The 26,177-nt window shown below is 61.0% G+C and carries 24 protein-coding genes and 2 pseudogenes; 7 read left to right on the top strand and 19 right to left on the bottom strand.

Going from position 1 to position 26,177, the window contains the following annotated elements; all coding sequences use genetic code 11:
* Positions 1–93: 93 nt before the first annotated feature.
* Positions 94–391, top strand: a pseudogene (locus G9X64_RS14850) (hypothetical protein); the annotation flags it as partial.
* Positions 392–419: 28 nt separating this feature from the next.
* On the opposite strand, the gene G9X64_RS14855 reads toward G9X64_RS14850, so the two are convergent.
* The 6 genes and pseudogenes from G9X64_RS14855 to G9X64_RS36555 all read right to left on the bottom strand — a co-directional run.
* Positions 420–1,466, bottom strand: a complete 1,047-nt coding sequence (locus G9X64_RS14855) for a hypothetical protein (protein WP_210259672.1) — start codon at positions 1,464–1,466, stop codon at positions 420–422.
* A 77-nt stretch (positions 1,467–1,543) separates the two neighbouring features.
* Positions 1,544–2,062 (bottom strand): hypothetical protein, encoded by a 519-nt coding sequence (locus G9X64_RS14860; protein ID WP_171376815.1) that lies wholly within the window; start codon positions 2,060–2,062, stop codon positions 1,544–1,546.
* 112 nt (positions 2,063–2,174) lie between these two features.
* The gene (locus G9X64_RS14865) at positions 2,175–2,756 is read right to left on the bottom strand and encodes a TadE/TadG family type IV pilus assembly protein (protein WP_168308883.1); all 582 of its coding nucleotides are present in this window, start codon (positions 2,754–2,756) and stop codon (positions 2,175–2,177) included.
* Between the two features lies 1 nt (position 2,757).
* Entirely contained in the window at positions 2,758–3,288 is a 531-nt protein-coding gene (locus tag G9X64_RS14870) for a TadE/TadG family type IV pilus assembly protein (protein WP_168308882.1), read from the bottom strand.
* Positions 3,285–4,670: a TadE/TadG family type IV pilus assembly protein gene (locus G9X64_RS14875; protein ID WP_171376879.1), complete on the bottom strand. Its 1,386-nt coding sequence runs from the start codon at positions 4,668–4,670 to the stop codon at positions 3,285–3,287. Before G9X64_RS14875 ends, G9X64_RS14870 begins: the two co-directional genes overlap by 4 nt.
* A gap of 148 nt (positions 4,671–4,818) precedes the next feature.
* Positions 4,819–5,118, bottom strand: a pseudogene (locus tag G9X64_RS36555) (hypothetical protein); the annotation flags it as partial.
* Positions 5,119–5,333: 215 nt separating this feature from the next.
* On the opposite strand from G9X64_RS36555, the gene G9X64_RS14880 reads away from it, so the two are divergent.
* The 4 genes from G9X64_RS14880 to G9X64_RS14895 all read left to right on the top strand — a co-directional run bounded on the left by G9X64_RS14880 (position 5,334) and on the right by G9X64_RS14895 (position 7,910).
* Positions 5,334–5,525, top strand: coding sequence for a CsbD family protein (locus tag G9X64_RS14880; protein ID WP_168309086.1), 192 nt, complete (start codon positions 5,334–5,336; stop codon positions 5,523–5,525).
* 64 nt (positions 5,526–5,589) lie between these two features.
* Entirely contained in the window at positions 5,590–5,928 is a 339-nt protein-coding gene (locus G9X64_RS14885; protein WP_168308881.1) for a hypothetical protein, read from the top strand.
* Positions 5,929–6,161: 233 nt separating this feature from the next.
* Positions 6,162–6,566 carry a host attachment family protein gene (locus tag G9X64_RS14890; protein ID WP_168315923.1) on the top strand — a complete coding sequence of 135 codons (405 nt, stop codon included), beginning with the start codon at positions 6,162–6,164 and terminating at the stop codon, positions 6,564–6,566.
* A gap of 78 nt (positions 6,567–6,644) precedes the next feature.
* Positions 6,645–7,910, top strand: a complete 1,266-nt coding sequence (locus G9X64_RS14895; protein ID WP_171376816.1) for a cation:proton antiporter — start codon at positions 6,645–6,647, stop codon at positions 7,908–7,910.
* A gap of 63 nt (positions 7,911–7,973) precedes the next feature.
* Here the strand turns inward: G9X64_RS14895 and G9X64_RS14900 are convergent, their stop codons facing one another.
* From G9X64_RS14900 to G9X64_RS14910, 3 genes are all read right to left on the bottom strand, one after another.
* Entirely contained in the window at positions 7,974–8,438 is a 465-nt protein-coding gene (locus tag G9X64_RS14900; protein WP_376766397.1) for a hypothetical protein, read from the bottom strand.
* A 469-nt stretch (positions 8,439–8,907) separates the two neighbouring features.
* Positions 8,908–9,771: a transglutaminase family protein gene (locus G9X64_RS14905; RefSeq protein ID WP_171376818.1), complete on the bottom strand. Its 864-nt coding sequence runs from the start codon at positions 9,769–9,771 to the stop codon at positions 8,908–8,910.
* Positions 9,772–9,896: 125 nt separating this feature from the next.
* The gene (locus G9X64_RS14910) at positions 9,897–10,964 is read right to left on the bottom strand and encodes an AI-2E family transporter (RefSeq protein WP_168313525.1); all 1,068 of its coding nucleotides are present in this window, start codon (positions 10,962–10,964) and stop codon (positions 9,897–9,899) included.
* Between the two features lie 598 nt (positions 10,965–11,562).
* Here G9X64_RS14910 and G9X64_RS14915 point away from each other — a divergent pair.
* A complete protein-coding gene (locus G9X64_RS14915) occupies positions 11,563–12,591 on the top strand; it encodes an extracellular catalytic domain type 1 short-chain-length polyhydroxyalkanoate depolymerase (protein WP_168313524.1) in 1,029 nt (342 codons plus the stop codon).
* A gap of 256 nt (positions 12,592–12,847) precedes the next feature.
* Here G9X64_RS14915 and G9X64_RS14920 read toward each other — a convergent pair whose 3' ends face one another.
* The 8 genes from G9X64_RS14920 to G9X64_RS14955 all read right to left on the bottom strand — a co-directional run bounded on the left by G9X64_RS14920 (position 12,848) and on the right by G9X64_RS14955 (position 21,431).
* On the bottom strand, positions 12,848–14,293 hold the full coding sequence (locus tag G9X64_RS14920) for an aldehyde dehydrogenase (RefSeq protein WP_171376819.1): 1,446 nt from the start codon (positions 14,291–14,293) through the stop codon (positions 12,848–12,850).
* A 23-nt stretch (positions 14,294–14,316) separates the two neighbouring features.
* Positions 14,317–15,102, bottom strand: a complete 786-nt coding sequence (locus G9X64_RS14925) for a coniferyl-alcohol dehydrogenase (protein ID WP_171376820.1) — start codon at positions 15,100–15,102, stop codon at positions 14,317–14,319.
* Positions 15,103–15,142: 40 nt separating this feature from the next.
* Complete coding sequence (locus tag G9X64_RS14930; protein ID WP_168313521.1) at positions 15,143–16,192, bottom strand: branched-chain amino acid ABC transporter permease; 1,050 nt, start codon at positions 16,190–16,192, stop codon at positions 15,143–15,145.
* Positions 16,189–17,097 (bottom strand): branched-chain amino acid ABC transporter permease, encoded by a 909-nt coding sequence (locus G9X64_RS14935; protein WP_168313520.1) that lies wholly within the window; start codon positions 17,095–17,097, stop codon positions 16,189–16,191. Before G9X64_RS14935 ends, G9X64_RS14930 begins: the two co-directional genes overlap by 4 nt.
* Positions 17,094–17,822 carry an ABC transporter ATP-binding protein gene (locus G9X64_RS14940; RefSeq protein ID WP_168288522.1) on the bottom strand — a complete coding sequence of 243 codons (729 nt, stop codon included), beginning with the start codon at positions 17,820–17,822 and terminating at the stop codon, positions 17,094–17,096. The genes G9X64_RS14935 and G9X64_RS14940 overlap by 4 nt, the downstream gene beginning before the upstream one ends.
* Entirely contained in the window at positions 17,819–18,574 is a 756-nt protein-coding gene (locus G9X64_RS14945; RefSeq protein ID WP_171376821.1) for an ABC transporter ATP-binding protein, read from the bottom strand. Before G9X64_RS14945 ends, G9X64_RS14940 begins: the two co-directional genes overlap by 4 nt.
* Before the next feature lie 4 nt (positions 18,575–18,578).
* Positions 18,579–19,898 carry an ABC transporter substrate-binding protein gene (locus G9X64_RS14950; protein ID WP_171376822.1) on the bottom strand — a complete coding sequence of 440 codons (1,320 nt, stop codon included), beginning with the start codon at positions 19,896–19,898 and terminating at the stop codon, positions 18,579–18,581.
* A 69-nt stretch (positions 19,899–19,967) separates the two neighbouring features.
* Positions 19,968–21,431 carry an aldehyde dehydrogenase gene (locus G9X64_RS14955; protein ID WP_171376823.1) on the bottom strand — a complete coding sequence of 488 codons (1,464 nt, stop codon included), beginning with the start codon at positions 21,429–21,431 and terminating at the stop codon, positions 19,968–19,970.
* 247 nt (positions 21,432–21,678) lie between these two features.
* On the opposite strand from G9X64_RS14955, the gene G9X64_RS14960 reads away from it, so the two are divergent.
* Entirely contained in the window at positions 21,679–22,578 is a 900-nt protein-coding gene (locus G9X64_RS14960) for a helix-turn-helix transcriptional regulator (RefSeq protein WP_171376824.1), read from the top strand.
* A gap of 452 nt (positions 22,579–23,030) precedes the next feature.
* Here the strand turns inward: G9X64_RS14960 and G9X64_RS14965 are convergent, their stop codons facing one another.
* Positions 23,031–24,437: an adenylate/guanylate cyclase domain-containing protein gene (locus G9X64_RS14965; RefSeq protein ID WP_171376825.1), complete on the bottom strand. Its 1,407-nt coding sequence runs from the start codon at positions 24,435–24,437 to the stop codon at positions 23,031–23,033.
* 348 nt (positions 24,438–24,785) lie between these two features.
* Complete coding sequence (locus tag G9X64_RS14970; RefSeq protein WP_246270957.1) at positions 24,786–25,895, bottom strand: sulfite oxidase; 1,110 nt, start codon at positions 25,893–25,895, stop codon at positions 24,786–24,788.
* Positions 25,896–26,177 lie beyond the last annotated feature (282 nt).

Consider the following 26,177-nt stretch of genomic DNA (forward strand, 5'->3'; position numbering starts at 1 on the left):
CGGCGCAATCTCCATTCATGATCCTGCTTCCGTTTCGGAATTCATACGCTTACAAGGTCGTGGCCTGTGAACATTCGACCGAACGGAAGGTTCGATATGCTGGCCCAGCAGCGGATCGGCCGGCTCGTCTTCGGGAAGCGGCCGCTGGCGGCGCGCGGATATCTGGAAAGCGCCGGCTTCCATCTCGTCGGATTGCCGGAGGTCTATATGCCTGAGACGGCCGGCAGCGAAAGGCAGGTCGTTGCCATCATCGATGCGGTTGCCGAGGAGCTCGCCGAGCGGGGGCTCGACCTGACGTTGAAGGAACGCCAAAAGCCTCTCCTTCGATTCCACCTACGAAGTGGACGAGTTCAAGTTCAATCCATACGGCATCGTCAGGCTCCCGGAGTGAGCCGGGGTTCGATCTCGGGTTTGCTCGCTCAATAGAGGCTGTAGTGATAATCGTAGCTGCGGAACCAGAGCCGCGGTTTTTTCGGCCCGTCGAAACTGAGCTGCAGCAGATTGCGCGGATGGGCGGTGTCGATGACCAGCTCGTCTTCGGTCTCGGGATAAGCGGCCTGGGACAGCGCGAAGCGCTGGAACACGTTGGTGAGCGCGGCTTCCGCGCTCTTCGGTTGATAGTCGTCGTCGAGCAGCAGCTCGGGCTCGTCTATGTGCTCCTGATGCAGCCAGTACCACACGCCTTCATTGGGTGTGGCAGGCCGGGCGCCGGGGTTGCCCTTGTCGCCCCAGCTATTGGCCGGCTCGTGCAGGCTGACGCCCGCCGGATCCCAGGCGAGGGCGCCAAGGCCATCGCCTACCTCGATGAACACCGCCACGCTGCGGTCGTAGCGAGCCAGTACGGTCTCCGGCAGCAACGTGTCCAATGCGGTCGGGCCGCCGCTGCGCGTATAACCCCAACCCTTGAGCAGCAATTCGCTCACCGTCCCAAGATCCTGTGGCCCCAGGAAATAGGAGTCGTCGATATGTATGCCCGCTTGGCCCAGCAGTTGGCGCAGCGGCGTGGGCAGTTGAACATGCAGGCGTCGTTCCAATTGCTGGAAAGCCGCTTCCGCCGTCGTGCCGGCGGGCAGGCGGGGAGCGGCCACTTCCGCCAGTTCGGTTTTCTCGGCAAAAGCCCGCACCCGTTCGATCATTGGCCGTGAGCCGTCATAGAGCGGCGCCGAAATCGGGGCCATGTCGCGCACGGTCCATGTCTTCGAGAACGATCCCGCCCGGCCCTCGGCATCCCTCAGCGAGCCGCGCAGTTGCAGCCGCTTCAGTCCCGGCGGCAAGTCGAACACCAGTGCGGGCAGTTTTTTCAAGCCGGGAAGCGTCGCCGTGTCGTTCAGCTGGGCCACCACCTTGCCATCCAACACGACGTCAGCGGTCACCTGCTCTCCGACACCGAGCCAAGGGTGGATGCCAGCCCTGCTTTCGCGGCCTTCGGCCTTCTGCGGAGGTTGGTTCGCCGCCGCCGCAGTCATGCTGGCTCCAAACATTGCCGACAGTGCTGCCCATAGCCCTGCCAGAAAGGATCGCCGTTGCAGCCTCTCGCTCATGCTCAATCCGTCTGCAGTTCCAGTGTCTTGGCAAGCTCTTCGTAAAGGCGGGCAGATCCCGCATTGTTCTCGCCAGCATATTTGGCGCTGACCGACCGCGCGGCCTCAGCTGCAATACGAAAGGCGTCTATCCGCTTCTGCGGGTCAGGCTCGGCTCCGCCGCCGATGTCGCCATCGATGAAGCTGCCGGCTCTGTATCCCTCGGCCAGATCGACGACGCCGATCTGGGGGACCCCATCCTTCATCCGGCCGAAGAAGGCGGGCCCGGGCCGGTCGCCATCCCGGCGACGCAGCATCCCTACTCCGGACGCCTTGCCGTCGACACAGGCTCCGATCCAGAAGGTGGGGCCGCTGGTCAGGGATGCCGGCGCGACGAATTTGCAATGACTGCCCGGATCCTGGGACCAATGAAGATCGGCCGGTGCTGCCCCGCCGGTGCCATTCAAGTACAAAATCATCACCAGGGCGATCGGCACGATAATCGACGACCGCCCTATGCCGCCGAAAACTCGTTTTGCCATGATTCGTGCTCCCGTGGTGAAGGGCCTTCCATATCGTCTACAATCACCATTGTCATGACTTGTTGGTTGACAATCCGGCGGACCTCCAGCCGATTGCGACAGACCCAGCAGCTCAATTGTAACTGATCTTGTCGCCGACTCTCGGGCGATTGAAATAATGGCGATCGAAGCTGTAACCATTCTGTCCGGTGAAGTTTGAAAAGAACGCCGACACCGGCGTTGTCAATGTGTACTGCACCCGGGTCAGCACCACCTGCACGCCGTTATCCTGGATCTCCGAAGGGATCTCGATTGTGCTCGCCGAGCCGGAGTTAAGTGCGGAGGTGTTGAGTGCTGCAGACCAGTTGACCGTCGCGCTGCCGCTCGTGCTGATGTCGTCCACCGCCAGCGTGATCGTCAGCCCAGTCGTGTCATAGGGCTGCAGGATGAAGCTGGCGCCGGAGAGAAGCTTGGCGACGTCGGACTTCGTCCAGGAGCCCTGCTGTGAAATCATGTCGCCTGTGGAAGAGGCGATCTCATCTATCTTTCGGCTGACTGTGAGCGCATGGCCGAGATCGACGGTGCCGAACAGGAGCATCACCAGGATCGGCAACACCAGCGCGAATTCCACGCCCGAAGCCGCCGACTGGTCGCGCACGAGATGACGGACGCGGGATCGGGCGAAACGGAAAAAGGACTGGCTCCGTTTCATCATGTCAGAAGGGCTCGTTACGGAACAGATCGGAAGATCCGAGCAGGTAGCGGCCGTCGGAAAGCTTGGCACTCGACAGGCTGAAGAAATTGACGACGGCTGTCCATGGCAGGAACGTCTGAACCAGGATGTAGTCGCTGCCCTTGCCGATATCATAGGTCTCGGTCACAGTGAGATTGCCGCTGTCGTCGATGGGGTCGGTGCTGGCGGCGGACGAGAGGTCGGAAAGCACGATCACCTTGACCAGCAGATCGCTGGAACAGCTGAACGAGAGAAGCATGTCGTTGCAAATTCTGGCCTTGAAATCGGCCAGCGTGATGTTGGAGGACGCAACCTCGCCGGTGCGGATCATCCGGGAGATCTTGTGAACCGAAGCGTCCAGCGCCGAGTTGACGAAGAACATCAGCGACACTTCGATAATGCCGAATATCATGATGAAGAGCGGCAGAGCCAGGATCGCAAATTCGATCGCAGCGACCCCTTTGCGATCGCCAAGCAGACGGCGCAGCGATGCGAAGCGTTTTTCTCGTCTCATTGGGTCAGCCGGACGGATGCGAGATATTGGGTGAAAAGCGCCGACAGCCCTGCGGTAATCTCGGTCGACGACGATGCTGATAGGAACAGGCTCTTGGAAGATGCGCAGTCGGAGAGCGCATAGGGGATGTAGTCGCGTCTCGTGATGCTGGTCGACACGCCGCTTTGCATGGTGCCGCCGTAGGTGCTTTTCCAGCTGGCGCTTGCCATGGTCGAGCCGACGGTTGCGTTGTAACCCCAGTCCGACGTGATCGGCAGGTATTCGGTGTAAAGAACCGCCATGGTGGCGGACTGGTTTTTGACGTAGGCGCACCAATCCGGATTGAGCGGCGCCACTTTGTTCCAGTAGGCGCCATACGTGGCCTTTCCGTTTTTCCAGGTCACCTTGTCGGTCACCCATTCGCGCTGCGACTGGACGCCGTCCGTCAGCAGGAGAACCAGCTTGAGCGGCGAGCCCGAGGAGGTTCCGTCCCCGCCGGTGCCGACTTTCTGCTTGAGCGTCGCAAGCGACACGTCAAAATAGGTGGCTGCCTTCGAGGTCGCGCTGGTGAGGCCGTAACTTGCGTCCGCAAGGCGATTGCGCGCCGTGTCCGTGCTGAGCGTCGGGGTCAGAACTTCCGTGAGGGTATCGCCGAGGCTATATAATCCGACCTTGATGCGTTGATGATTGCTGTCGGACGTGTCGATCATGTCGAGCACGTCCCTGACGGCGTCACCGGCAACATCGGCGCGCAGCTTTATGTTCTTGGCAGTGCTGTATTCGTAATTGTTGGCGTATTTCGTCTTGCCGACAGTGTGTGCGTCGCCCGTGTGGCAGGCGAACTGGCATCCGATGCCGGCATACATGGTCGACTGGCCGGCCGTTGTTGCAGCCAGAAGCATCGATGGCGATGTGTCGATGACGATATAGACATTGAGATAGGAGGTGGCCGGCCCCTTGACTGCGCTTGCCACGCTGACGTCGACGGTGTCGATGTTGGCGATCTTCATCAGCGTCGTCGGAACCGTGCCGCTGGCCGTCGCCGTGATCTTATGGTTTGACGTATCGATGTCGATGTCGCCAAGCGTATAGCTGTTTTCCACCTGCGCGTGGAACCAGTCTGCAACCTTTTCCTTGAGGGCGTCGGTGTCGTCGGTATCGATCTCTTTGACTGCGGCGATCAGGGCCGTGTCGAGGTCGCTCTGCATCCTCTGGCGGACATTGTAGGTACGGATATAGTCAAAGCTCGCACCGACTGCGACGAGCATCGGCACCAGGGTGAGGGCAACGACGATCGCGACATTGCCGCTCCTGTCCCTTCCGAGATCGCGAAGGGCGTTGAAGACCCGAGTAAGTGAATGCGAAAGACCCCAGCGCAAAAAGACCACCGTCACATAAGTCATACTAATGTGCAAGAAGTATCCGAATTGCTTAAGTCTTTGTTAATTACTGCGTTTTCCGTCCGAAAATGGCCGCCGACGCGCTATTTCCTGCGCATATTGTATATGTCTGCGAATTATGGATAGGTGCGGAATGACATGTCATGGCGTTTCACGCTGAGCGGATCGCGCGTGCGGCCGGAAGCGGGGGACACGCCCGGCGCCCATCCGCTACCTCTCCAGCGTTTTCGTTCAACAGCCCCTGCGGGGACATGTTCCGACTGTTGAAGAAGTCGCCCACTATGCAGATCCAGCCTTCCGACATCTGGGTCGGCATGGCCTGGGATTGGGCGCTCACGCCCTACCTGGCCTTGATCATCTCCAGCCCAAGCTTGCCGCAACGGTCAAGCCCAGACGGATCGACATCGGTGCGGACTGGTAACGACCCCTTGATCCGGCCGAACGCGGTGCGGATGAACAAGAGCAATGAAAATGATGCTAGCGGCCCCGCGTGTCGTGCGCTGGAGCGATCACCGTCAAGCTGATCGCTGGGGTATCAGGTGATGTCTCGAGTGCTGACTTCCCCTTTGCGCGGCTTCAAAAGAGCAATCGCTGCGGAGGGGCGTTCACGCGTGGAACGGATAGCGTTTTCATGACTTTCGTTTCAGCCAAACGAAGGAGATGATGATGGGAAGCACTGCAGACAAGATCAAGGGAACCACGAACGAAGTCGCGGGCAAGGCGCGGCAGGCCGTGGGCAAAGCCGCTGATAATCACGAGGAACAGGCAAAGGGTGCCCTTCAGGAAGCCAAGGGCAAGGCTCAGGTTGCCAAGGGCGATGTCAAGGATGCCGTGAAAAAGGTTGTCAATAAGGCATAGCCACTTCGCGCACTCAGTTAAGCGCGCGCTGGTCGCGGGCTTTTTTTCACGAAAGAAGAAAATCATGAAATGTGTAGCACTCGCCGTTTCGGCCGTCCTGGTCGGTCTTCTTACAGAAAACGCATCTGCCCAGGCAGTTGAGGATCCGGCAGTCAACGCCTGCAAGAACACAGGCCTTCTCGCCCTTCGGGAGCGTTCGCCGGAGATCACCGATCTTGTCATGGACATGGAAAGCCTCGCCATCAGCAAGTCCGATACTAAAGTCGAGGATGTGGCCGTGAAGACCGTCATTCTTGGAGAGGCCTACATCGCCCGGAAGGAAAAGACCGGAAAGCCGGACAGGTTCGTATGCTTGCTCGGCGACAAGGGCAAGGTCCTGCTGACGTTCTTCACCGCCCAGTAGCGCGTCAGCGAGCCCACCAATATGGCGGGAAGCTAGAACGATCGGAAAGGGTGCGTGTCCTCGTTTTGCGGCATATGGTGCGGGCGATGTGGCGACGTGCTTGACCGGGAGAACCAATTCACGTCGAAAAGCCACAATCGCCGTCTCTAGTACTTCTTCGCGGAAAACGCGACGTTCTCGTCGTTCGCGAAATTCCTCGTGAAGCGGCTCGAGCCAACTTCATGGGAAATCCAATGATACTTCCGCAAGGTACAGTCGTCGCCGTGACCGACGGTGAGAAACTAGACCTCTATCGCAACACCGGGACTGGCTCCGAACTCAGTCTAACCGCGCTGCCTGACATTTCCATAGAGGACGAAGCCAAAGGCTCGGGCGGTCGCCACGGAAGCACTTCGGCGAACCCGGATGAAAGCCAGATGGCGGAAGACGGATTTTCCGCTGGTGTCGCCCAATACCTCAACAAGCAGGTGTTGGAGGGCGGGATTGTCAATCTCGTGGTCATTTCGGCGCCGCGTTCACTGGGCGAACTGCGAAAGCATTATCACAAGTTCCTTTCCGCCAAACTGCTTCTGGAAATCCCCAAGGATCTGACGGGCCACTCTGCCCAGGATGTCGAAAAAGCTGTGCAGTCAGCTTGAAACCGTTTGTCCTCGGCACATTCGCGATACGATCCCGGGACCTCAGCAAGAATTGAATCATCGGCAAGGGCAGAGTGAATGGATTTGTATATCGTCACTCTGACCATCCTCGGTGTTGTCGTCCTTCTTACGGCCTGGTTGCCGCTGATAATGAGAAGGCTCCCATTGTCGCTTCCAATCGCATGCCTGGCCATTGGTGCACTGCTTGCATGGTCGCCGTTCCCACTTCTCCCGCGCTTCAATCCACTGGAAAACCGTGAATTTACTGAGCGGATGACCGAGATTGTCGTCATCGTCGCTTTGATGGGTGCGGGGTTGAAACTCGACCGTCCGATCGGATGGAAACGGTGGATGACGACGTGGCGGCTTCTCGGCGTAGCCATGCCGCTGACGATCGGCACTCTGGCATTCCTCGGGTCATGGATACTGGGTCTCGGAATGGCGTCTGCTGTTTTGCTCGGGGCTTGCCTTGCCCCGACCGATCCGGTGCTCGCCAGTGACGTGCAGGTCGGGCCACCACAAACGGGTGAGGAGGACGAGGTCCGCTTTGCTTTGACATCCGAAGCCGGCCTGAACGACGGCCTGAGTTTCCCGTTCGTCCACCTTGCCATCGCCCTGGCGCTTGCCGCGAAAGAGGGGACGGTTCTTTTGCAGCATTGGGCATTTCTGGATGTGTTCTGGAGACTGGCTGCGGGCGGCGTCGTGGGATGGGCGCTGGGAAAGGCCTTCGGTTTTTTATCGTTCAGGATGAGAGGAAGCAGCCTCGCGAAGACGCAGGATGGCTTCGTTGCACTGGGGATGACCTTCACCACGTACGGGCTGACGCAACTGGTTGGTGGCTACGGCTTTGTCGCCGTCTTCCTTGCGGCCGTCGCATTCAGGGCGAGTGAACGGGACCATGATTTTCATGAGCAACTGCATGATTTCGCCGAGCAAATAGAACGATTGCTGATGATGGTTCTACTGGTCTGCCTCGGTTCGATCGCGGCAAGCGGTCAGCTACTCGGGGGAATTGATTGGCGGGTCGCGGTCGTCGCCTTCCTGGCGATCGTATGTGTCCGTCCGATCATCGGCTGGCTGAGTCTGATTGGCTCCGGACATCCGCCAGGCGAAAGCCTGATCATCGCTGTGTTTGGCATCAGGGGCCTGGGATCGATCTACTACCTGGCATACGCAACGGGCCAAGCCGAGTTCGAGCGTGTCGAGACCGTCTGGGCAACGGTCCTCCTTATCGTTCTCACGTCAATCGTTGTCCACGGTGTCGCAGTCACCCCGGCGATGAGATGGATCGACGGCAGAAGGTCCCGCGCCCGCCGAAAGCACACGGCGCACGCTGTCGATTAAACGGTCAGCGAAGAGCGGAAACCGCAGAGCGGTGAACGCTCCACAACCGGGCACGCGCCACGGTCAGTTCCGACGCAGGTCAATTCGGCTTGTGACCACCGATCTGCCTGTTGTGGGATCGGTATCGATGGTCGTCAGCCGCATTCCCGACGCTCCGACTTTTTCGATCGTCATCTGGGCGCGTCGATCGCCATTTACGTTTCTTGCCCAGTTTATACCGAGGTTGATAGCGTCACCCTCGCGCTTGCCCCCAAGGCGGGCAGTGCCAGTGCCGGCGCCGACATAGGATCCAGTATAGGAATCACCTGTCGCCTTGAGATCGGCGCTAATGTCCCGGGAAAAAACGACGAGGCTAGTGCAACGCCCATCAAGTGCAAGCGAACTTGCAGTCGTGTCCGACCTGAAGCTGCAGGTGACATTGATCGTGGGTGCATTAATGCGCACCTCTTTACCGCTCCAACTGCCGGCAAGGGGCTGCAGGAAAGCGGACTCATCAGCATGAACGATGCCCACACTGACGCATACCATCGAGGCGATCGCGATGGATGTTGTAATGGCCTTATTCATATTCATAACTTTCAGATCACTGAACCCAAAGTAGCGGTATTCGGCAGATCGAGGAGGAGGGGCGGTGATACAACCTCCCGGCGATAATTTGGTTCCGGTTCCGATAAGACTAAGAACATTTAGTAAGGGATCGTGTTTGACGTCGCCTCCTTGGCGAGCCGCCGGCCTGATGGTCCTCGCTTGGATCGACGGCAGGCAACATCATCTGATGGCCACCTTGTTGAGCTGTTTTTCTCCCATGGAAATGAACCGATGATCCTCGCGTTGCAGCGCCGAGATGATCGCCACCGGCGAACTGCTGGCGGCCTCTGTCGATCGGCTTTACCTCGAGGTCGAGCCCGCCGTTCCGATGGTGATGGAAGACAATCTCGTTGAGGTCGTGCTCCGGAATGGCTAGACGACTCAAATCCTACTGGGGCCTTTGCGAAGCTCACGCGGATACCTCGACCTCCACGTCCATCGATATGAATGCATCGGACGCACCGACGAAGCTGCCGGCGACGGGAACGGATTGCGCGATATCGCGGGTGACGGCGACAGGGATGAGATTGGCCCCGCCCATGCTGCGGTTGGTCGGATCGAACGTGATCCATCCGGCGCCAGGAACGAATACCTCGACCCAGGCATGGGTCGAGCCCTGATCCTGCGAACCGAGCAATATTTGATCGGGATTGAACAGGTATCCCGACACGATACGCGCTCCAAAACCCAGTGATCGAACGGCTTCGGCAAACAGCACTGCAAAGTCGCGGCACGATCCCCGACCACGATCCAACGTCTGGGTTGGCGTCTGTGTGCCTTCCGCCTCACGGCTTTGATAGGAGATCGATGAAGACACCCCAGCGCTTATGTCCTTCAGAAGCGAGAGCGTGTCTGTCGAATTGCTTGCGACAAATCCTTGTGCCCACCGCTGAAGTTGCTGGGACGGGTCGGCATACTGCCGAGCCGTCAGCGCGCCGAGATCCGTCCATTCCTCGTCCGAATAGCGGAATGGAAAGGTGAGCGCGGAGGCAGCAATAGCAAAGACCGGCCATGCTGCGGCGGTAAGGTCGACCAGCGCGACGCTGTCGACGGTCAGGACATTGGTCATGTCGCTGAAAACCGCGGTGGCAACCGCGTTGCCGAATACATCGATCGCCCAACTGACCTGGGCCTGTGGTGTTATCGAGACCTCATGCGACAGCAGCCGGAGATCGGGGCTCTCGCGGGGCCTCAACATCAGCCGGTGAGGCCTGAGATTGACCGCATATCGGTAGTGATAAATCGTGCGATGGTGGATACGGATTTTCGACATGAGTGCTCTCGAGTCAGGGCATCGGCATTAGCCGAGCCACCACATCTATCACACAGGCTCGCGAGCTCTACGACCTCCTGCGCGTTGTCACTCCCGTCCCAAAGTGCCGGGAACCTGTGGAACTGTCATTCTATATCCTTGGACTTTGCTATTTCAGCGCTCTGCTGTTCCGCGAAAAGCGACCATGCCGCGATAAACAAGGCGGCAATCAGGGGGCCAATGACGAAACCATTGATGCCGAACAAGGAGATACCGCCCACCGTCGAGATCAACACCACATAGTCGGGCAGCCGCGTCCCCTGACCCACCAGTGGCGGACGCAGCAGGTTATCGATTAGCCCTATAACAAATACGCCGATGAGGACCAGGATCGATGCTTTCAACCAGGCACCCGTGAGGACTAGCCAGATGGCGGCTGGAACCCATACAAGTGCTGCTCCAATTGCGGGCAGCATTGACGTGAACGCCATGGTCACGCCCCACAACAGGGCGGCCTCGACTCCCAGAGCCCAGAATGCCACGCCGCCGATCGTTCCTTGGATCATAGCAATGATGATATTCCCCTTGACCGTTGCCCGAACGACCGCGGAAAACTTGTCGCGAAACTGTCGGGTATAGTCGTCGTTGAGAGGGATTGCATCTCGGATCGTCCGGCCGAGGTCAGCGCCATCCCGGAAGAGGAAGAAAAGCAGATAAAGCATGATCCCGAAGCTGACGAAGAATTGCAGCGTGTTTTGGCCAAAACTCAGCAGGCTGCCGGCGACCGACCGGCTTGCCTGTACTGCGCCTGAGGAGATGTTAGCGCGAAGTTCCGCAAAGCCGCCAAGTTTCAATGAGTTCAGCCAGTTGTCGACGAAGCCGGGCAAGGCATTCTGAATCCGGACCAGATAGTCATTGAGGTCGATTTCGTTGCTGCTTATCCGTTGGTAAAGACTGGTGCCTTCCTGGATAAGAGAAATGAGGATAATCAATGCCGGCACGATGACGAGACCGATGCACATCAACACCGTCAGCAGGGCAGCGATGCCTCGGCGGCCTCCCAGCAAATGCGCCAGTCGCATGTTCACTGGAAAGAAGATGATAGCAAGGATCACTGCCCAGAAAACCGCTGCGTAATAGGGGATAAGCAGCCAGATGAACGCGATCGTCACCAGCGCTAGCAGGACATAAAAACTCGTACGTTGGATAGACATGTCTGCCTTGTTCGCTGGCCAGTCTCCACCGCCACCGGCGTAGGAATAATAGTTCGCAAAAATCTCTCATGCTAACCATAGCCGCGTCGCGGCATAAGGCCAACGCGAATCCGGCGTGGAACGCGGACAACTTGACTACTGCAGGTATGCACCGACGCGATCTCGCTCATCACGTACGCCCCGAGCCGGGGCACCGTCTTCCGGCGAAGGTCTCATTCGCGAAATCGCTTTCGAGAACTGCGGATCGGCGGCCTTCAAATCGCTGCTGGCTATCGTCGACGCCGGCAGTTACCGCGCCACCAGCGCTCCCCTCCAATCGTGCTGAAGAAGAAGGCAATGGCGCAGTGGCTTGATGAAAACATCGTCTGTGTGACGACCAAGTTCCTTTGTTCTAGCGACGCTGGCGGGAAAGCCAAGGTCTAGGGAACAACGATGGTCCCGCGTGGTTCCCCTACCAGTGGATTGAACCGGCAGCCGCAGCCGCCGATGGGGCATTCCAAAAGGACACCTCGAGATCCGCGAACCGAGCAGTACGCGGGCGCGACGCCCCGCAGCCAGGTCTGCAAATGCTCCTATCGCAGGTTGAGGACCTTGACGTATGAAGTTCAGTTTCGGCAGATCGCTGGTGAAGGCCCTCAGAGTCCAAAAGAAAATCGGCAAGCTGATTGGGAAAGCTGTCGAAGCGACTCGAACCAAACCGAAACGCACAACCTCCACATCCCGTCCGGCGAAACCGATTTTGGTCGAGACAACCGCGTTTGGAAGCAATCCGGGCCGCTTGGTGATGAAATCCTTCGTCCCGACGACACGGCTGCCGAAGAACCCTGCACTTGTCGTCTTGCTTCATGGCTGCGGTCAGACTCCCGAAAGCCTGGATGTCGCGGCGGGCTTCTCCAAGCTCGCGAGAGACCGCGGTTTCGTTCTTCTTTATCCGCAGCAGACGAGAAGAAACAATTCGCAAAACTGCTTCAACTGGTTTCGACCAAGCGCCGTCGCCCGAGACCGCGGAGAGGTGCGTTCAATCAAGCAGATGGTCGAACACATATGCGAGCGACATCGCATCGACCGTTCGAGGATCTTCGTCGCGGGGCTGTCCGCCGGCGGGGCAATGACGGGCGCACTTGTTGCGAACTATCCCTCATTGTTTGCAGGCGCCGCGATCATCGCCGGCATGCCATTCGGATCTGCCCGCGACGCGATGTCCGCCATGCGCGCAATGAAGTCAGGTGCGACGCCGCCGCCAGGCGGATGGGGAAGAGCCATCGCTGAGATTTCGCCAGAAGCCAAGTCATGGCCCGCGATAACCATCTGGCAGGGCACGGAAGACCGGGTGGTCAGGCCCGTCAATGCACTCGCGTGTGTTGCCCAGTGGCTCGAAGTCCAAGGCATTGCAGAAAATAGCGGCCGTTTGGAGAATAAACCCTGGGGCATGTTGCAGTCGTGGAAGGTCACAGGCGAGCTGAAGGTGGCCCTCTATTCGGTCAGCAACATGGGCCACGGGCTTCCGATCAAGAAGCGCAAGAGCGTCACGGCGCTACGATCTGGAGACCCCTACGTGATCCCGGTAGAAATCTCAGCTCCAGTAGAGATGATGCGAGTGTGGGGTTTGTCGAGGCTTCGAACATAGTCAGCTCGCAGCAGGTTCGGCAGTATCTGTGAAATGCAGGTCACCGGCTGGAACCCAAGCGGGCGGCAGCCAAGCTTATCGCCCAATGGCTGGAGAGCTGAACGCGTATCGATCGAGGTAGCGGGTGCCGCCCACGCCATATCGAAGCGCTGAAGCATTTTCCTGAGCGCGGTGCGAAATCTCTTTCGCCGGTCTGAGCATAGGCCGTGCCACGACCGCAGTGGCGTCGTGGCACGGTGATGACTGTAAAACCTGCTCAGAAGGGATAGTGCTGAGCGGAATCCTCGACCGTGATCCAGCGCAGGTCGGTGAATTCGGCGATTGCCGCCTTGCCGCCGAAGCGGCCGTAGCCGCTGCCCTTGACGCCGCCGAAGGGCATTTGCGCCTCGTCGTTCACCGTCGGGCCATTGATGTGGCAGATGCCGGATTCGATCCGCGACGCAACCGCCATTGCCCGCTGGACATTGCGGCTGAAGACGGCGGAGGACAGGCCGTATTCGGTGTCGTTGGCGATGCGGATCGCTTCTTCCTCACTGGTAACGCGAATGATCGGCTTCACCGGGCCGAAGGATTCTTCCGCATAGACACGCATCTCGGGCGTGACATAATCGAGCAGCGTCGCCTCGACCACGGTGCCCGAGCGCTTGCCGCCGGCCACGAGTTTTGCACCCTTGGCAGTCGCATCGGCAATCAGTTCCTCCATTTTCTTCGCGGCGTCGAGGCTGATCAGTGAGCCGAGAACGACGTGGCCACGCGGGTCACCGGCCGGCAGCTGGCTGGCGCGGGCGGCCAGTTTGGCGACGAACTGATCGGCGATCGTCTCGTCGACGATGATCCGCTCCGTCGACATGCAGATCTGCCCCTGATGCATGAAGGCCCCGAAAATAGCGGCATTGACGGCACCGTCGATATCGGCGTCGTCAAGGATTACAAGCGGCGCCTTGCCTCCGAGTTCGAGGAGGGCGGGTTTGAGATGTTTGCCGCAGGTCTCGGCGATGATCTTGCCGACCTTGGTCGATCCGGTGAAGTTCACGCGCTTGACGGCCGGATGGGCAATCAGCGCCGCGACAATCTCGGGCGCATCCTCCGGTGCGTTGGTGAGGACGTTGATGACGCCGGCCGGCAGGCCCGCTTCGGTCAGCACTGTGGCAATCAGCCGGTGCGTGCCGGGGCATTGTTCCGAGGCCTTGAGGACGACGGTATTGCCGCAGGCGATCGGCATGGCGATGGCGCGGGTGGCGAGGATGACCGGCGCGTTCCACGGGGCGATCGCCAGGCAGACGCCAGCGGCCTGGCGAACACCCATGGCGAGCGTGCCGGGTTTGTCGGAAGGGATGATTTCCCCTGTGATTTGCGTCGTCATGGCGCCGGCCTCGCGCAGAATGTTGGCGGCGAGCATGACATTGAAACCGGCCCAGGGCGCGGTTGCGCCGGTCTCCTCGATCATCAGCTGGGTAAACTCGCCGACCTTCGAATCCATGATATCGGCAGCCTTCATTAGGATGGCGCGGCGCTGCCCGGGGCCGGTCTTCGACCAGGCGCCGAAGGCGGCGGCAGCGGCATTAACGGCCGCGGCAGCATCGTCCAGGCTTGCCGCGGCGGCGCGGCTGGCGAGCTTCTCGGTGAAGGGGTCGATGCGATCGTAGGTCCGGCCGCCGGAGGCCGCGCGGTCTGCGCCGTTGATGAGGAGGGAAATATTCATCGGAGGTCTCCTTGGGACAAGAACTAGAAGCCGAGGACTTCGGCGTTGATGGAAGCTTCGAGGCCGCCGTCGACGGCAAGATTGGCGCCATTGATCCAGCGGGCGCCATCCGAGCAGAGGAAGAGCACGGCTGGCGCGATATCGGCGGCGGTGCCGGCTCGGCCGACGCGGGTAATGTCGCTGTCAACCCTGGCATCGCCGAGCACGGCGCGGAACTGCTTGAGGATCGGCGTTTCCACCGGCCCGGGGCTCACCGCATTGACCCGGATGCCGTGGTTTTTAAACAGTGCCTGATGGGCGGCGCGCATGGTCCAGAGCAGCAGCAGCTCCTTGGAGAGCGGGTAGCCTTCCTCATCCTTGAGGCCGTGTTCGGCGACAACCGCCGCCACTTCGGGGAAGCCATCGATGGCGGTCAAGGATTTTGCCCGCTCGAGATTGGCGCGCCAGCCATAGCCGGCGATCGAGGCGACGTTGACGACGGCGCCGCCTTCGCGAAGGCGGGGTGCCACGGCTTCGGACAGGGCGCGAAGGCCATAGAAATTGACGGCGAGCGTCGAGGCGATACCGGTGCTGCCGGAAAGGCCGGCGACATTGGCGAGCGCGTCGAGGCGCACCGGAAGCTGCGCGACGATCTCGGCAACGCCTGATGCCGTGGACAGATCGCCCTTGATGAAGGCGGCGCTTCCACCCATCGGTTCGCGCACATCCACGCCGATGACCTCGGCGCCCATCTGACCGGCCAGCTCCGCCGTGCGGGCGCCGATGCCGGAAGCGACGCCGGTCAACAGGATTGTTTTACCAAAAAGCATGAACGTCACCTTTCGCAAGAGAGTCCGGAAATAAGCCGGCTCATTCTTCCCATTTGATTTTATGCGGACCGGGCAATTTCAGCCGATAGCCGACGGGCAGAAGTTGAAAGTCGAAGCGGCGCTCGATTTCGCCCCAAAGGCCGCGCGGCAGATAGAGCGAGAAGATCACGGCGGTGGCGCCGAGGCCGATCAGGTACCAGACGCCGGCTGAACCGAAGAAGGTCTCGATCACGAAGAACAGGATGGCGCCGAGGATGGCGCCTTCGAACTTGCCGATCCCGCCGACCAGCACCATGAAGATCATGTAGGCCGTCCACTGGACGCTGAAATAGGTCTTCGGCTGGAAGGTCGTGGCGGTCGCCAGCCACAGGCCGCCGGCGACCGCGATGCCGAAGGCGGCAAGCACGAAGAGCAGTCGCTTGGTTGCGATCACCCGCACGCCGACCGAGATCGCCGCCTCCTCATTGTCGCGGATTGCCTGCATGGCGGCACCCGCGCGGCTGCGCATCAGGATGAAGAGAGCGCCGAGCAGGGCGGCCATGGCCGTCAATGCGAGCCAGTAGATCGTCGCCCGCCGTGTGCCGCTGTCATAGACGTTGAGCGAGATCAGCGAGGTTCCCGTTTCCCCCTGGATCAGCCCATCAAGGTTGACGAGCAGATGGGCGAGTGTGGCGACGACCCACATGCCGATTGCGAACTCGCCGCCCTTCAGGCGCAGCATGAACAGCGAAAGCGGGATCGACAGCGCGCCGGTGACGATCGCGGCGGCAAACAGCGCGACGAAGGGATTGAGCCCCGCATCGGCAAGCCGGATGGTGAAATAGGCGCCGAGGCCGAAGAACACTTGCTGGCCGACCGAGACGAGCCCGCCGAAACCGGCAAGCGCATTCCACATGGCGGCAAGGATCACGTAGATGAACAGGGCCGTCATCCGGTCGATCGCGCCGGCACCGAGGACAGTGGGGGCAAACATCAGCAGGACGAGCACCGCGGCCATGCAGCCGAGCGCCACCCGCGACGATGTCGTCCAGCGCTCTATCGATATTCCGTTGGAGGCAAAGGTCGTGCTGGGGGTCGCGTTGGGGCTCATGTCGGGCTCCGGAGACGGGCGCGCAGGGAGGCGCCAAATTTGTCGAGAACCGGCATGCCGAACCCGGACAGCCGAATGAAAAGCACCAGCAGGAACACGGCATGGCCGCCGATCAGGAAGCCTTGCGGATGCAATTGCGCGCCGAGCGATTGGGCAAGGCCGAGAACGATGCCGCCGGCAAGCGTACCCCATAGTGATCCCGCTCCGCCGATGACGGCCGCCTCGAAGGCGAAGAGCAGCTGCGGACCGCCGGCATAGGGGCTGAAGGTTGCCCGCATCCCGAGAAAGGCACCGGCGATCCCGACCGTGACCATCGTGATCGCAGTGGCGACGGCGTTGACCCTGCGGGCGTCGATGCCGACCAGCCCTGCCGTATCGGGATCTTCTGCCGTGGCGCGGATGGCGCGGCCAAGGGCAAAGCGGCTCAGGAAGAACTGCAGCCCGCCGAGAATAAGGACTGCCGTCACCATCATCAGGACGGCAAGCTTGCCGACGAAGATGTGGCCCGGCAGTTGCCAGGATGCATAGGACAGGTTGCCGATGAAGGGCGCGAGCGACCTTGTGTCGGCGCCGAACTGCTCGAACAGCAGGTTGTCGATGACGATCGACAGGCCGAAGGTCGTCAGGATCGGCAGGAGCGTGCCGCCGCGGGCGCTGCGCTCCAGAATGAAGCGCTGCAGCAGCCAGCCGACGGCCGCCATGACCGGCAGCACGATCAGCAGGCCGTAGAAAGGCGGAATGCCGGCTTTGGCGGCGAGCAGCCACAGCCCGTAGGCGGCTGCGACCGCCAGGCTGCCATGCGCGAGATTGATGATCCGCATGACCGAGAACATGAAGGACAGGCCGCAGGCGATGACGGCGTAGTAACCGCCGAGCAGGATGCCCTGGAGCAGGGTGTTGATCACGATGCGCTCCTTTCGCCGGCTGCCCGGTGCAATCCGAAATAGGCTTGGGTGACGTGCTCGCGCGTGACGGCCGCCGCCGGCCGGTCGAGGACGATGCGCCCTTCCAGCATGCAGATGACACGGCTGGCTACACTCATGGCGCGGGCGAGATCCTGTTCGACGAGCACGATGGTCGTTCCCGAGGTGAGCAGCGCCTGCAGCTGGGCATAGACGCGATCGACGACCAGAGGCGAAAGCCCGAGCGAGACCTCGTCCAGAAGAAGAATATCGGGATTGCTCATCAGCGCCCGGCCGATGGCGGTCGCCTGCTGCTCCCCGCCCGAAAGATGCCCTGTCTTGGCGTGACGGCGGGGTTTCAGGTTCGGAAAGGCGTCGAGGACGCGGTCGATGCTCCACTCGCCCTTGCGTCCGGAGCTCTTTCCGAGAAGCAGGTTTTCCTCCACCGTCATCTGTGAAAACAGGCGCCGGCCTTCCGGCACCAGGGCGATGCCCTTGGCGATCCGCTTGTGGGACGGAACGGCGGCCAGATCTTCGTCGTTGAGGAGGACGCGGCCGGAGGATGGCAGATGAGCGCCGGCGATCGATCTGAGCAGCGTCGTCTTGCCCGCGCCATTTGCGCCGACCAGCGCCAGTACCTCGCCCTTGGCAAGATCGAAACTGACCCCGCGCACCGCCTGGAGCAGGCCGTGGCGGACGTCGAGGTCGCGGATGGAGAGAAGGCTCATGCGGGTGTCCCTCCGAGATAGGCCTTGACCACCTCCGCATTGCTCATGACCATTTTCGGTTCGCCATCGGCGATGATCCTGCCGGCGTCCATGCAGATCAGCCGTTCCGCCACCTGCAGCAGGATATGAACGATATGCTCGATCCAGACGATGCCGATGCCGCGGCGGCGCAATTCGAGAATGGTTTCGACGAGCTCGCTCGCCTCGCCATCGGTCAGGCCGCCGCCGATCTCGTCGAGCAGCAATAGCCTCGGCTGCGTGGCAAGCGCACGGGCAAGCTCCAGCCGCTTGCGGTCCAGCAGGCCGAGCGTGTCGGCGGGGCGGTTGGCGACTTCAAGTATGCCGCAAAGCGAAAGCGAGTCCACCACGCGCTCATAGGCCTCGTCGCGGCTTGCGGCATTGCCGTGCGATGCGGCGACGAAAACATTCTCAAAAGTCGTCATGCCGCCGAAGGGCTTGGGAATCTGATGGGTCCGGACGAGGCCGGAGCGGCAGCGTTCCGCCGCCGTCCGGTTGGTGACGTCGGCGCCATCAAAGGTGATGCTTCCCTCATTCGGCGGGAAAGCGCCGGCGAGCACGCTGAGCAGGGTCGTCTTGCCGGCGCCGTTCGGCCCGACAATGCCGACCGCCTCGCCATTGCCCATGGAAAAATCCAGATTCTCCAGCACCACCAGCGCGCCGAACCGCTTGTGGATTCCCTTGGCCGAGAGAAAGGCTCCCCCCGGCCGTCTTTGCGCTTCCTGTCGCTGCACTTGGTTATCCATTGTAAGCGGTGAGCTTGGCGCCGACCGGGACATTGGGGTCGGTGGCGTTTTCGGTGACGACGTAGTCGAGCGCGAATTTCGAGCCCTCCGGCGCTTTCACCCACTGCGTGCCGATGATCGGCCCGGGAGAGACGTTGGCGACGGGGCCGCTGGTGAAGTCGACCTTGCCGGCGATGGTGGTGGTCTTCAGCGTGCTGAGCGCCTTGGCGACGGCCTCCTTGCTCTTGACGTCGGTGCTGGCCTTCAGCGCATCGAAGCCGGCGTCGAGAAGTGCAAGGCTGGCGCCGAGCTGCTGCGTCCACTGCTTGCTGCTTGCTGTCTCGTAGCCGTCGGCGAGTTCGGTTCCCGATACGCCTGTCAGCGTCGATTTGTAGGGGAAGGCCTTGTGCCAGTAGGCGGCGCTGCCGATGTTCAGGCCGATGTCGCCAAGCGCCTCGATGTCGGAGGGAAACAGGCCCGTCTTGGCGATCTGGCAGATCTTGATCTGCTGGGTGAGGCCCTGCTGTGCGGCCTGACGCCAGAAGGCGGCGAAGTCGGGCGGTATCGGGAACGAATTGAAGATCTCCACGCCTTCCTGTCTGAAGAGAGCGATCTGCGCGGTAAAGTCGGTGGTTCCGGTTTCATAGGCGCCGGGATCGACGATGGTGAATCCCTCCTTGGCGAGCGCCGGCGCCAGATGGGCGCGGATCGCATTGCCGTCGGCGTCGTTGGGATACATGACGCCGACCTTCTTGTTGGTCTCGATCAGGTTCCACTGCGAAACATAGGCCTTGTGAAACTCTTCGACGCCGAAGCCGAAATGATAGGTCCATTTGAACGGCGAGGGTGCGCCCGGCTTGGCGCCGCGGCCGAAATACCAGGCTTCCCAGGGCATGACCGTCGAGAGGCAGGGAATGCCGGCGGCTTCGCAGGCATCGGCCACCGGATTGATGGTTTCGGGCGTCGAGACGGCGAGCATCAGGTCGATCGCCTGGTTGTTGATCAGGTCCTTCGCAAGCTGGCCGGCGCGCGAGGGATCGGATTGGGTGTCCTGGTCGAGAATGTCAACCTTCCAGGTCTTGCCGCCCGCCTGCAGGCCGTTCGCCAGCGCCTTGCGCGCCAGTTCCAGCACATAGCCGTCCGTCTCGCCGAAGCCGCCGAGAGGGCCGGTGCGCGGGCTGATGAAGCCGACCTTCAGCGTGTCGCTGCTCTGAGCAAAAGCCGTGCGGCCGGAAAGGGCCAGCGCCGCGCCGCCCGCCACGGTCGATGCGATGAAAGACCGGCGGCTCAGCGATGCCGCGTTGAATTTTCCGCTGCGGAAAGTGCCGTTCATGAATTCATTCCTCCCTCTTGATGCGGGCCTCCCAGCCCAGTCCCAGTGTTCATATCGGCCGATCTCAATTCAGATCGGGTAGTGCCGTGTCCCCGATGCCATGGTGATCCATCTGAGCTCGGTGAATTCATCGATCGCCGCCTTGCCGCCGAAGCGGCCGTAGCCGCTTGATTTGACGCCGCCGAAGGGCATTTGCGGCTCGTCGGAAACGGTGGCTTCGTTGATGTGGCAGATGCCGGATTCAAGCCGCATGGCGACGGCAAGTGCGGCATTGACGTCGGCGCTGAAAACGGCGGCCGACAGCCCGTATTCATTGTCGTTGGCAACCGTCACGGCCTCGTCGACGCTGCCGACCCGGACGATCGCCGCCACCGGCCCAAAGCTCTCCTCGCGGTAGATGCGCATGGCAGGCGTCACATGATCGATGACGGTCGCATCCATCAGCGTGCCGTGGGCCTCGCCGCCGCAGACGAGGACTGCGCCCTTCTGCAGGGCATCATCGACGAGCGACCGGACGCGGCGGACGGCTTCGGTGTTGATCAGCGTGCCGAGCGGCGTGTTGCCGTCCTTGGGATTGCCGGCGATGAGGGTTGCGGCTTTCGTCCGGAACTTGCCGACGAAGCCGTCGGCGATCTCGTCCATGAGGATGATCCGCTCGGTCGACATGCAGATCTGGCCCTGGTTCATGAAGGCGCCGAAGGCGGCGGCACGCACGGCTTCGTCGATATCGGCGTCGGCAAGGACGATGAACGGCGCCTTGCCGCCGAGTTCGAGCAGGCAGCGCTTGAGATGCCTTGCCGCGGATTCGGCAATGATCCTGCCGACACGGGTGGAGCCGGTGAAGTTGATGCGGCGGACGGCCGGATGGGCGATCAGCGTATCGACGACGGCGGCGGCATCGCTCGGCGCATTGGAAACGACATTGACGACGCCGCGCGGAAAGCCGGCGTCACGCAGGACGTCGCCGATCAGGCCATGGGTTTTCGGGCAGAGTTCGGAAGCCTTGAGGACGACGGTGTTGCCGCAGGCAAGCGGCATGGCGACGGCGCGGGTGCCGAGGATAATAGGTGCATTCCAGGGGGCAATGCCGACGCAGACGCCTGCCGGCTGGCGGACCGCCATGGCAAGGCTTCCCGGAATGCCTGAAGGAATGAGCTCGCCGGATATTTGCGTGGTCATCGCTGCCGCCTCGCGAAGAATATCCGCGCCGAGCCCGCAATTGATCGCCGCCCATTGCGCGGTGGCGCCGGTTTCGCCGGTCATGGCTGCAATAAGTTCGGGTGTGCGCGCTTCCAGGACGTCGGCTGCGGCATTCAGGAGCCTGCGCCGTTCGCCCGGGCCGGTCTGCGACCAGTCAGGAAAGGCGGCTGCTGCTGCATTGGCTGCCCTTGTCATGTCGGCGACGGATCCTGCCGAGGCGATCGTTGCGACGTCGCCGGTCAACGGATCGATGCGTTCGAAGGTGGCCCCTTCGGAAGCATCCATCGCCTCGTTGTTGATCATCAGCTTTGCCGAAAACACTGTTCCACCCATTCGTCCCGTATTGGCGCCACGTGTTGGCGCCAATACCGGTTTGTGTTGTTGCCATGGGAGAAAACGAGCGGACGCGGCGCCACGAGGGCTGCCTGACCGTTCCTGCATCTGTTGAAGAGCCTCCTCCCAAAGGCTGATGGAGAAAAGGTTACGCCGATCTGGCGCGGATGGAATGCGATTTATTGGGTTATTATTGTAATTATCCGGTGATATCAGCATTGTTTGAGGCGGGAATGGAGGAGAAGCGTTGGCTACGGACGGGGGGATTCATCATTATGCCAGGGGCGAGTGGCACGCTCCGTCGCTGTCGCACCGGCGCATCCGTTTTCAAAAAGGACTCTATGCCGATTTCCACCATTTCCTTCTGCTCGGCGAGGGGAGCGGGGAGCTTCATTTCGACCATGGCGAAGATCGGCCGCTGCACGGACCGCTGCTTGCCTTCCTGCCGCCGCAGGCGCGGTGCGACCTGTCGATATCAGCCGGAACCGCGGCTCATCTGGTCGGCGCTTCGCCGCAGATCATGGTCGATGCGATCGGCGACAAGGTGGAATCCTATTCGCTGCGCATCTTCACCGAGCAGCGCAAGCTGGTCGAGGCACTGGATCCCTCAGCAGTGGCCGAAATCAGCCCGCTGATCTCCGGCTTCGTGCGGGAACTGGGCGATCCCTCCCGCTCCTCCTGGATGGTCGCATCCGCCTATATCAGGCTCATCCTGATGGCACTGTGGCGCGGGTCCGATGGCGAGAGAAGCGAGCAACGCGGGCAGGGTGAAGTGGGATCGATCCTGCAGAGATATCGGCAACTGGTCGAAGCCGGTTTCCGCCAGCACCGGCCGATCAGCGATTATGCCGCAGAATTGGGAGTCACGGCCGACCGTCTGCATTCCATCTGCCAAAGGGCGCTCGGCCGCTCGCCGATCCAGCTCCTGCACGAGCGCGTGGTGCAGGAGGCAAAGCTGAGATTGGAACGATCAGCCCGCAATATCCAGGAAATCTCCGACAGCCTCGGCTTTCGCGATCCGACCTATTTCAGCCACTTCTTCAAGCGCAAGACCGGCCTTTCGCCCGCCGGCTACCGCGAAATCGCCCGCGCGTCGGCCGGCTCGGAAAACAGCATGCTGTCCTCGGGCTATGCGGATTGGCCTTAGGCTCGGGGCTTATTGGTTAGAGCTGGAATTTGTCGGGCTTGAATCGCAAATCATGCTGACATGGAATCCCAAGCCGGCGCTGGACTGCAATGCGCCCCCACAAGCAGTCGTTGGCCCGGCGTGAAGGAACGATTTCTACTCGGCGTCGTTTGCTGCCTTTTTGGCGCCCTTGGGAGGGATTCTTAAGCTGGCACCGGTAGGCCCGACTGTAACCTCTGGACCCAAGCCCATAACCGCGCCCAGGGCCGCTAGCGAACTGACCTCAGCATCCTTCTTGTTGTCCGCCTGAAACAGGCCTGCGCATGCTCCCTCGATCCATCGCTCGGGAAGGGCAGCTCTCCTTCCTTGGTGGTCATTTTGACCTGATGTGGTGGACGGCCTCCGCTCCCGGCATCGCAAGTCTCCGAGCCGAAGCCGCTCAAGTTGGCTTAAAGTCGAAGAGGATACCAAGCTCACGACAGCGCAAAAATCCTCACTTCCCGCCCGATGCCCTGAAGCTCCGCCATTCGGGAGGCCGAAGTGATGCCGCTGTCGCGGAGGATCTCTGAAACCTGGGCATCCCCAACGATCACCTCCGTCGTCATGATCACATTGGGATCGGCAAGGCCCTGGACGCGGGAGGCGATATTGACGGTTTGGCCGAAATAGTCCTGCCGGTCGTTCAGGTTGACGGCGAGGCATGGCCCCTCATGGATGCCGATCTTCAGGAGAAGATCGTCGCTGCCGTGTTCGGCATTTAACCGAAGCATCGCCTCGCGCATCCTGAGTGCCGCCGCCACCGCGCGGTCCGGGCTCGGAAAGGTCGCCATCACGGCATCGCCTATGGTCTTGACGACCGCTCCGGCCTCTGTGGCGACGATCTCGTGAAGAACCCGGAAATGCGCTCGCACCAGATCGAAAGCGGCAAGATCTCCGACGCGCTCGTAAAGCGCGGTCGATCCCCTCAAGTCGGTGAAGAGGAAGGTCAGACTGGTGATCTTTAGGCGCTGGTCGACGTCGAGCGTGTCGGTCCGATAGATGTCCCGAAAACTCTGGTTGGTCAGCAGACGCTTGGCTGTCAGAAAAGGCCGCCTGCGGCCCAAGAGGTCGTGCAGCTCGTCCCCTGCGATGCAGACATTCGGCACCACCCTGCGATCGGTGTGGTTCTCGAGGGTGAGCCGTAGTGAGCCCGGACGCAGGGTCAGCGTTTCGTTCAGCGCATGCGTCCGACTGATGATCATCGAGAGGGTTTGACGTTCGTCTGTGGGCTCGCCCTGCACGTCGATGAACTGCGCCGAGTGTGTAACCGCGTCGAAGATGATCACGAACTGCGCCGGCAGTTGCAGGGAGACAAAGGCCTTCTCGCCCGGAGCCAACTCGATCATCTCCAGCTGGATGCGCGAAAACCTCGCCTCCAGGTCCTCTGGCAGGTCGACCCCGGAGCTGAAGAAGATCTGGCGGTAGTACTCGAGCGGCGGCAACCGATCTGGGTCATGGGCGGCAATCCTGCGCACGCGCGGGCTGACCGTGAACGTGACCTCGACCATCTCGTCGAGGGTCGGCTCGTATCCGGCCGCGCAGAGCGCGCAATGGTACGTCTCGTGGACGACGGTTTTGAGGGTTGCGCCGCTGTCAAGGACGCCGCCGCAGCCTGGGCAAAGAACATTCCAGGTCATCTCGAATGCGCCTATGCGGGCTGCATGGAGAAACGCGGCGATGGTTTTCTCTTCATCGAGATGGTGCTTATCGGCAAAGGCGAGCGCATTGATGCGATTGAGCTCGCGGTCCGAGCCATGCATCACGACGTTCTCGATGCACTCAACCGCCTGCGGGTCGGCCGCCTGTCGCAGGGAGGCAAAAAGGACGTCTACTTCGCTCATTAGACAGGTCTCCGTGTGCAGAACCCACGGCGGACGACGCCAGGGCCGCGATCATAACACGGGACCGTCCCAATAGAAATCTATAGGCTCGGAGCTGCCTGCTGCCCAAGCGACTTGGACTGTTCATTTGTAGAGCGCCGCAGCCAACGATCCCCGACCGCTTCGTCGCAACATGGTCAATGACAAATCCGTGAGTGCTTCGAGCCAATGACGGCATCAGTGCTTCCGGTTTTCGCCAGCATAATGGTCATCGAGCCACCCGTCGCTGTTGCCGCAAAGCGGACGCGACCCAGTGACAACGCGGGTCGCAGTTGCGCCAAAAGCCGCCATTCCGCCCTATGCGGGTGATTAGATCACGAATTCCTCCTCGTACGTCTGTGGCTGGGGAACGACCGTAACCTCCACCGGAACGATCCAATTGGCCGCGTAGCTCTCGCAGTCGGAACGCTGGAGGTCGGGCTGCACGCACCCGGCCCAATCGATCGCGCGACATCGCAGGATATATCGCCCTACTTCTTCAGGGGTCCACATGTACTCCCACAAGCGCCATGCAAAGGGACGTTCTGTTTCGAGGAGCCTTCCCTCGCGCCAGCCCTTGCCATCTCCGGTGCAGACCTGCACCTGCCGGATAGCAACCTCTCCGCTCCAGGCGGCTCCGAAAATCCGGTACGGTTGGCCGGCAATGAGACGCGCCCCCTGTACGGGACGCGCGATCTGCGCTTTGACCTCCATCTCCGAAAGGGGGACCAGCCTGGGTTCCCCGAGGTTGCGCTCCCAACGGAAATAGTCGCGCGCCTGCCAGTAGCCAAGGAACGGTTGCTCCACAACCGTGATGTCAGTGATCCACTTGACCCAAGCCATGCCGAACCAGCCACCCACGACCGCGCGTAGCGGGTAGCCGTGATCGCGCGTCAACGGCTCCTCGTTCATCGAATAGGCAAGGATCGTGCTGTCAGCCATGGCCTTCTCAAGCGGTAAACTGCGCGCAAAAGCGATGGGGCCGGGAGAAGCCGTTTTCTTGTTCGTGTCGACGACGCCGCAGTCGGCGCCTGCTAGCAGAACCTCACATGCGGTTCGCTTGACGCCCGCCATTTCCAAAATCTCGCGCAGAAGAACACCTGTCCAGGCGGCATTGCCGACGGCTCCGTTCTGCCACTGTAACCCCTCCCTCGGCGGCACATAGTAGACGCGCCCATTCCCTGCACACTCGACGACGGCGGTGAAAGTCGTGCTTCGCATCGCCTTGATGCTGTCGAGGTCAAGTTCGATCGGCCGCTCCACCGCCCCGCCAACGCGCAATCTCCAGTCTTGCGCATCGAGTTCCGGCGACGGGAAATGGTTTCGCACGAAGAACTGCTCGGTTGGGATAAGCCAATCGGAGAGCGACGCAAACGGAAACTCGATGTTCGGTGGGGATTTCTGTCGAACTATCAGACTGGGTTGCTGTGGTGTCGGCATCGTCCTCGTCTCCCCTTTCAACAGCACAACGTCGGCTCTCGGTCGCGCGAATTCCGGTACGATCAGACTGCCCCTCGCAGTGCGTCGGTCGCATTCCGCCTTCGGGCCGCATTCTAGCACATACGGCAAGTTCCTCGGATCGACCTCGAACGGCAGCAAAGGGGCCGGCGGTATTGACCGCTTTGCGTCCAATTTCGGCCATTCAAGCCGACCTGCCGATTTCCTGAAAGCTGCCGGTCCGCTTAGGTTACACAGAGTCCGTGACTGGTGGGAGGTCGACGG

It is taken from the genome of Rhizobium sophorae, from assembly GCF_013087515.1.
Taxonomy (GTDB): Bacteria; Pseudomonadota; Alphaproteobacteria; order Rhizobiales; family Rhizobiaceae; genus Rhizobium; species Rhizobium sophorae.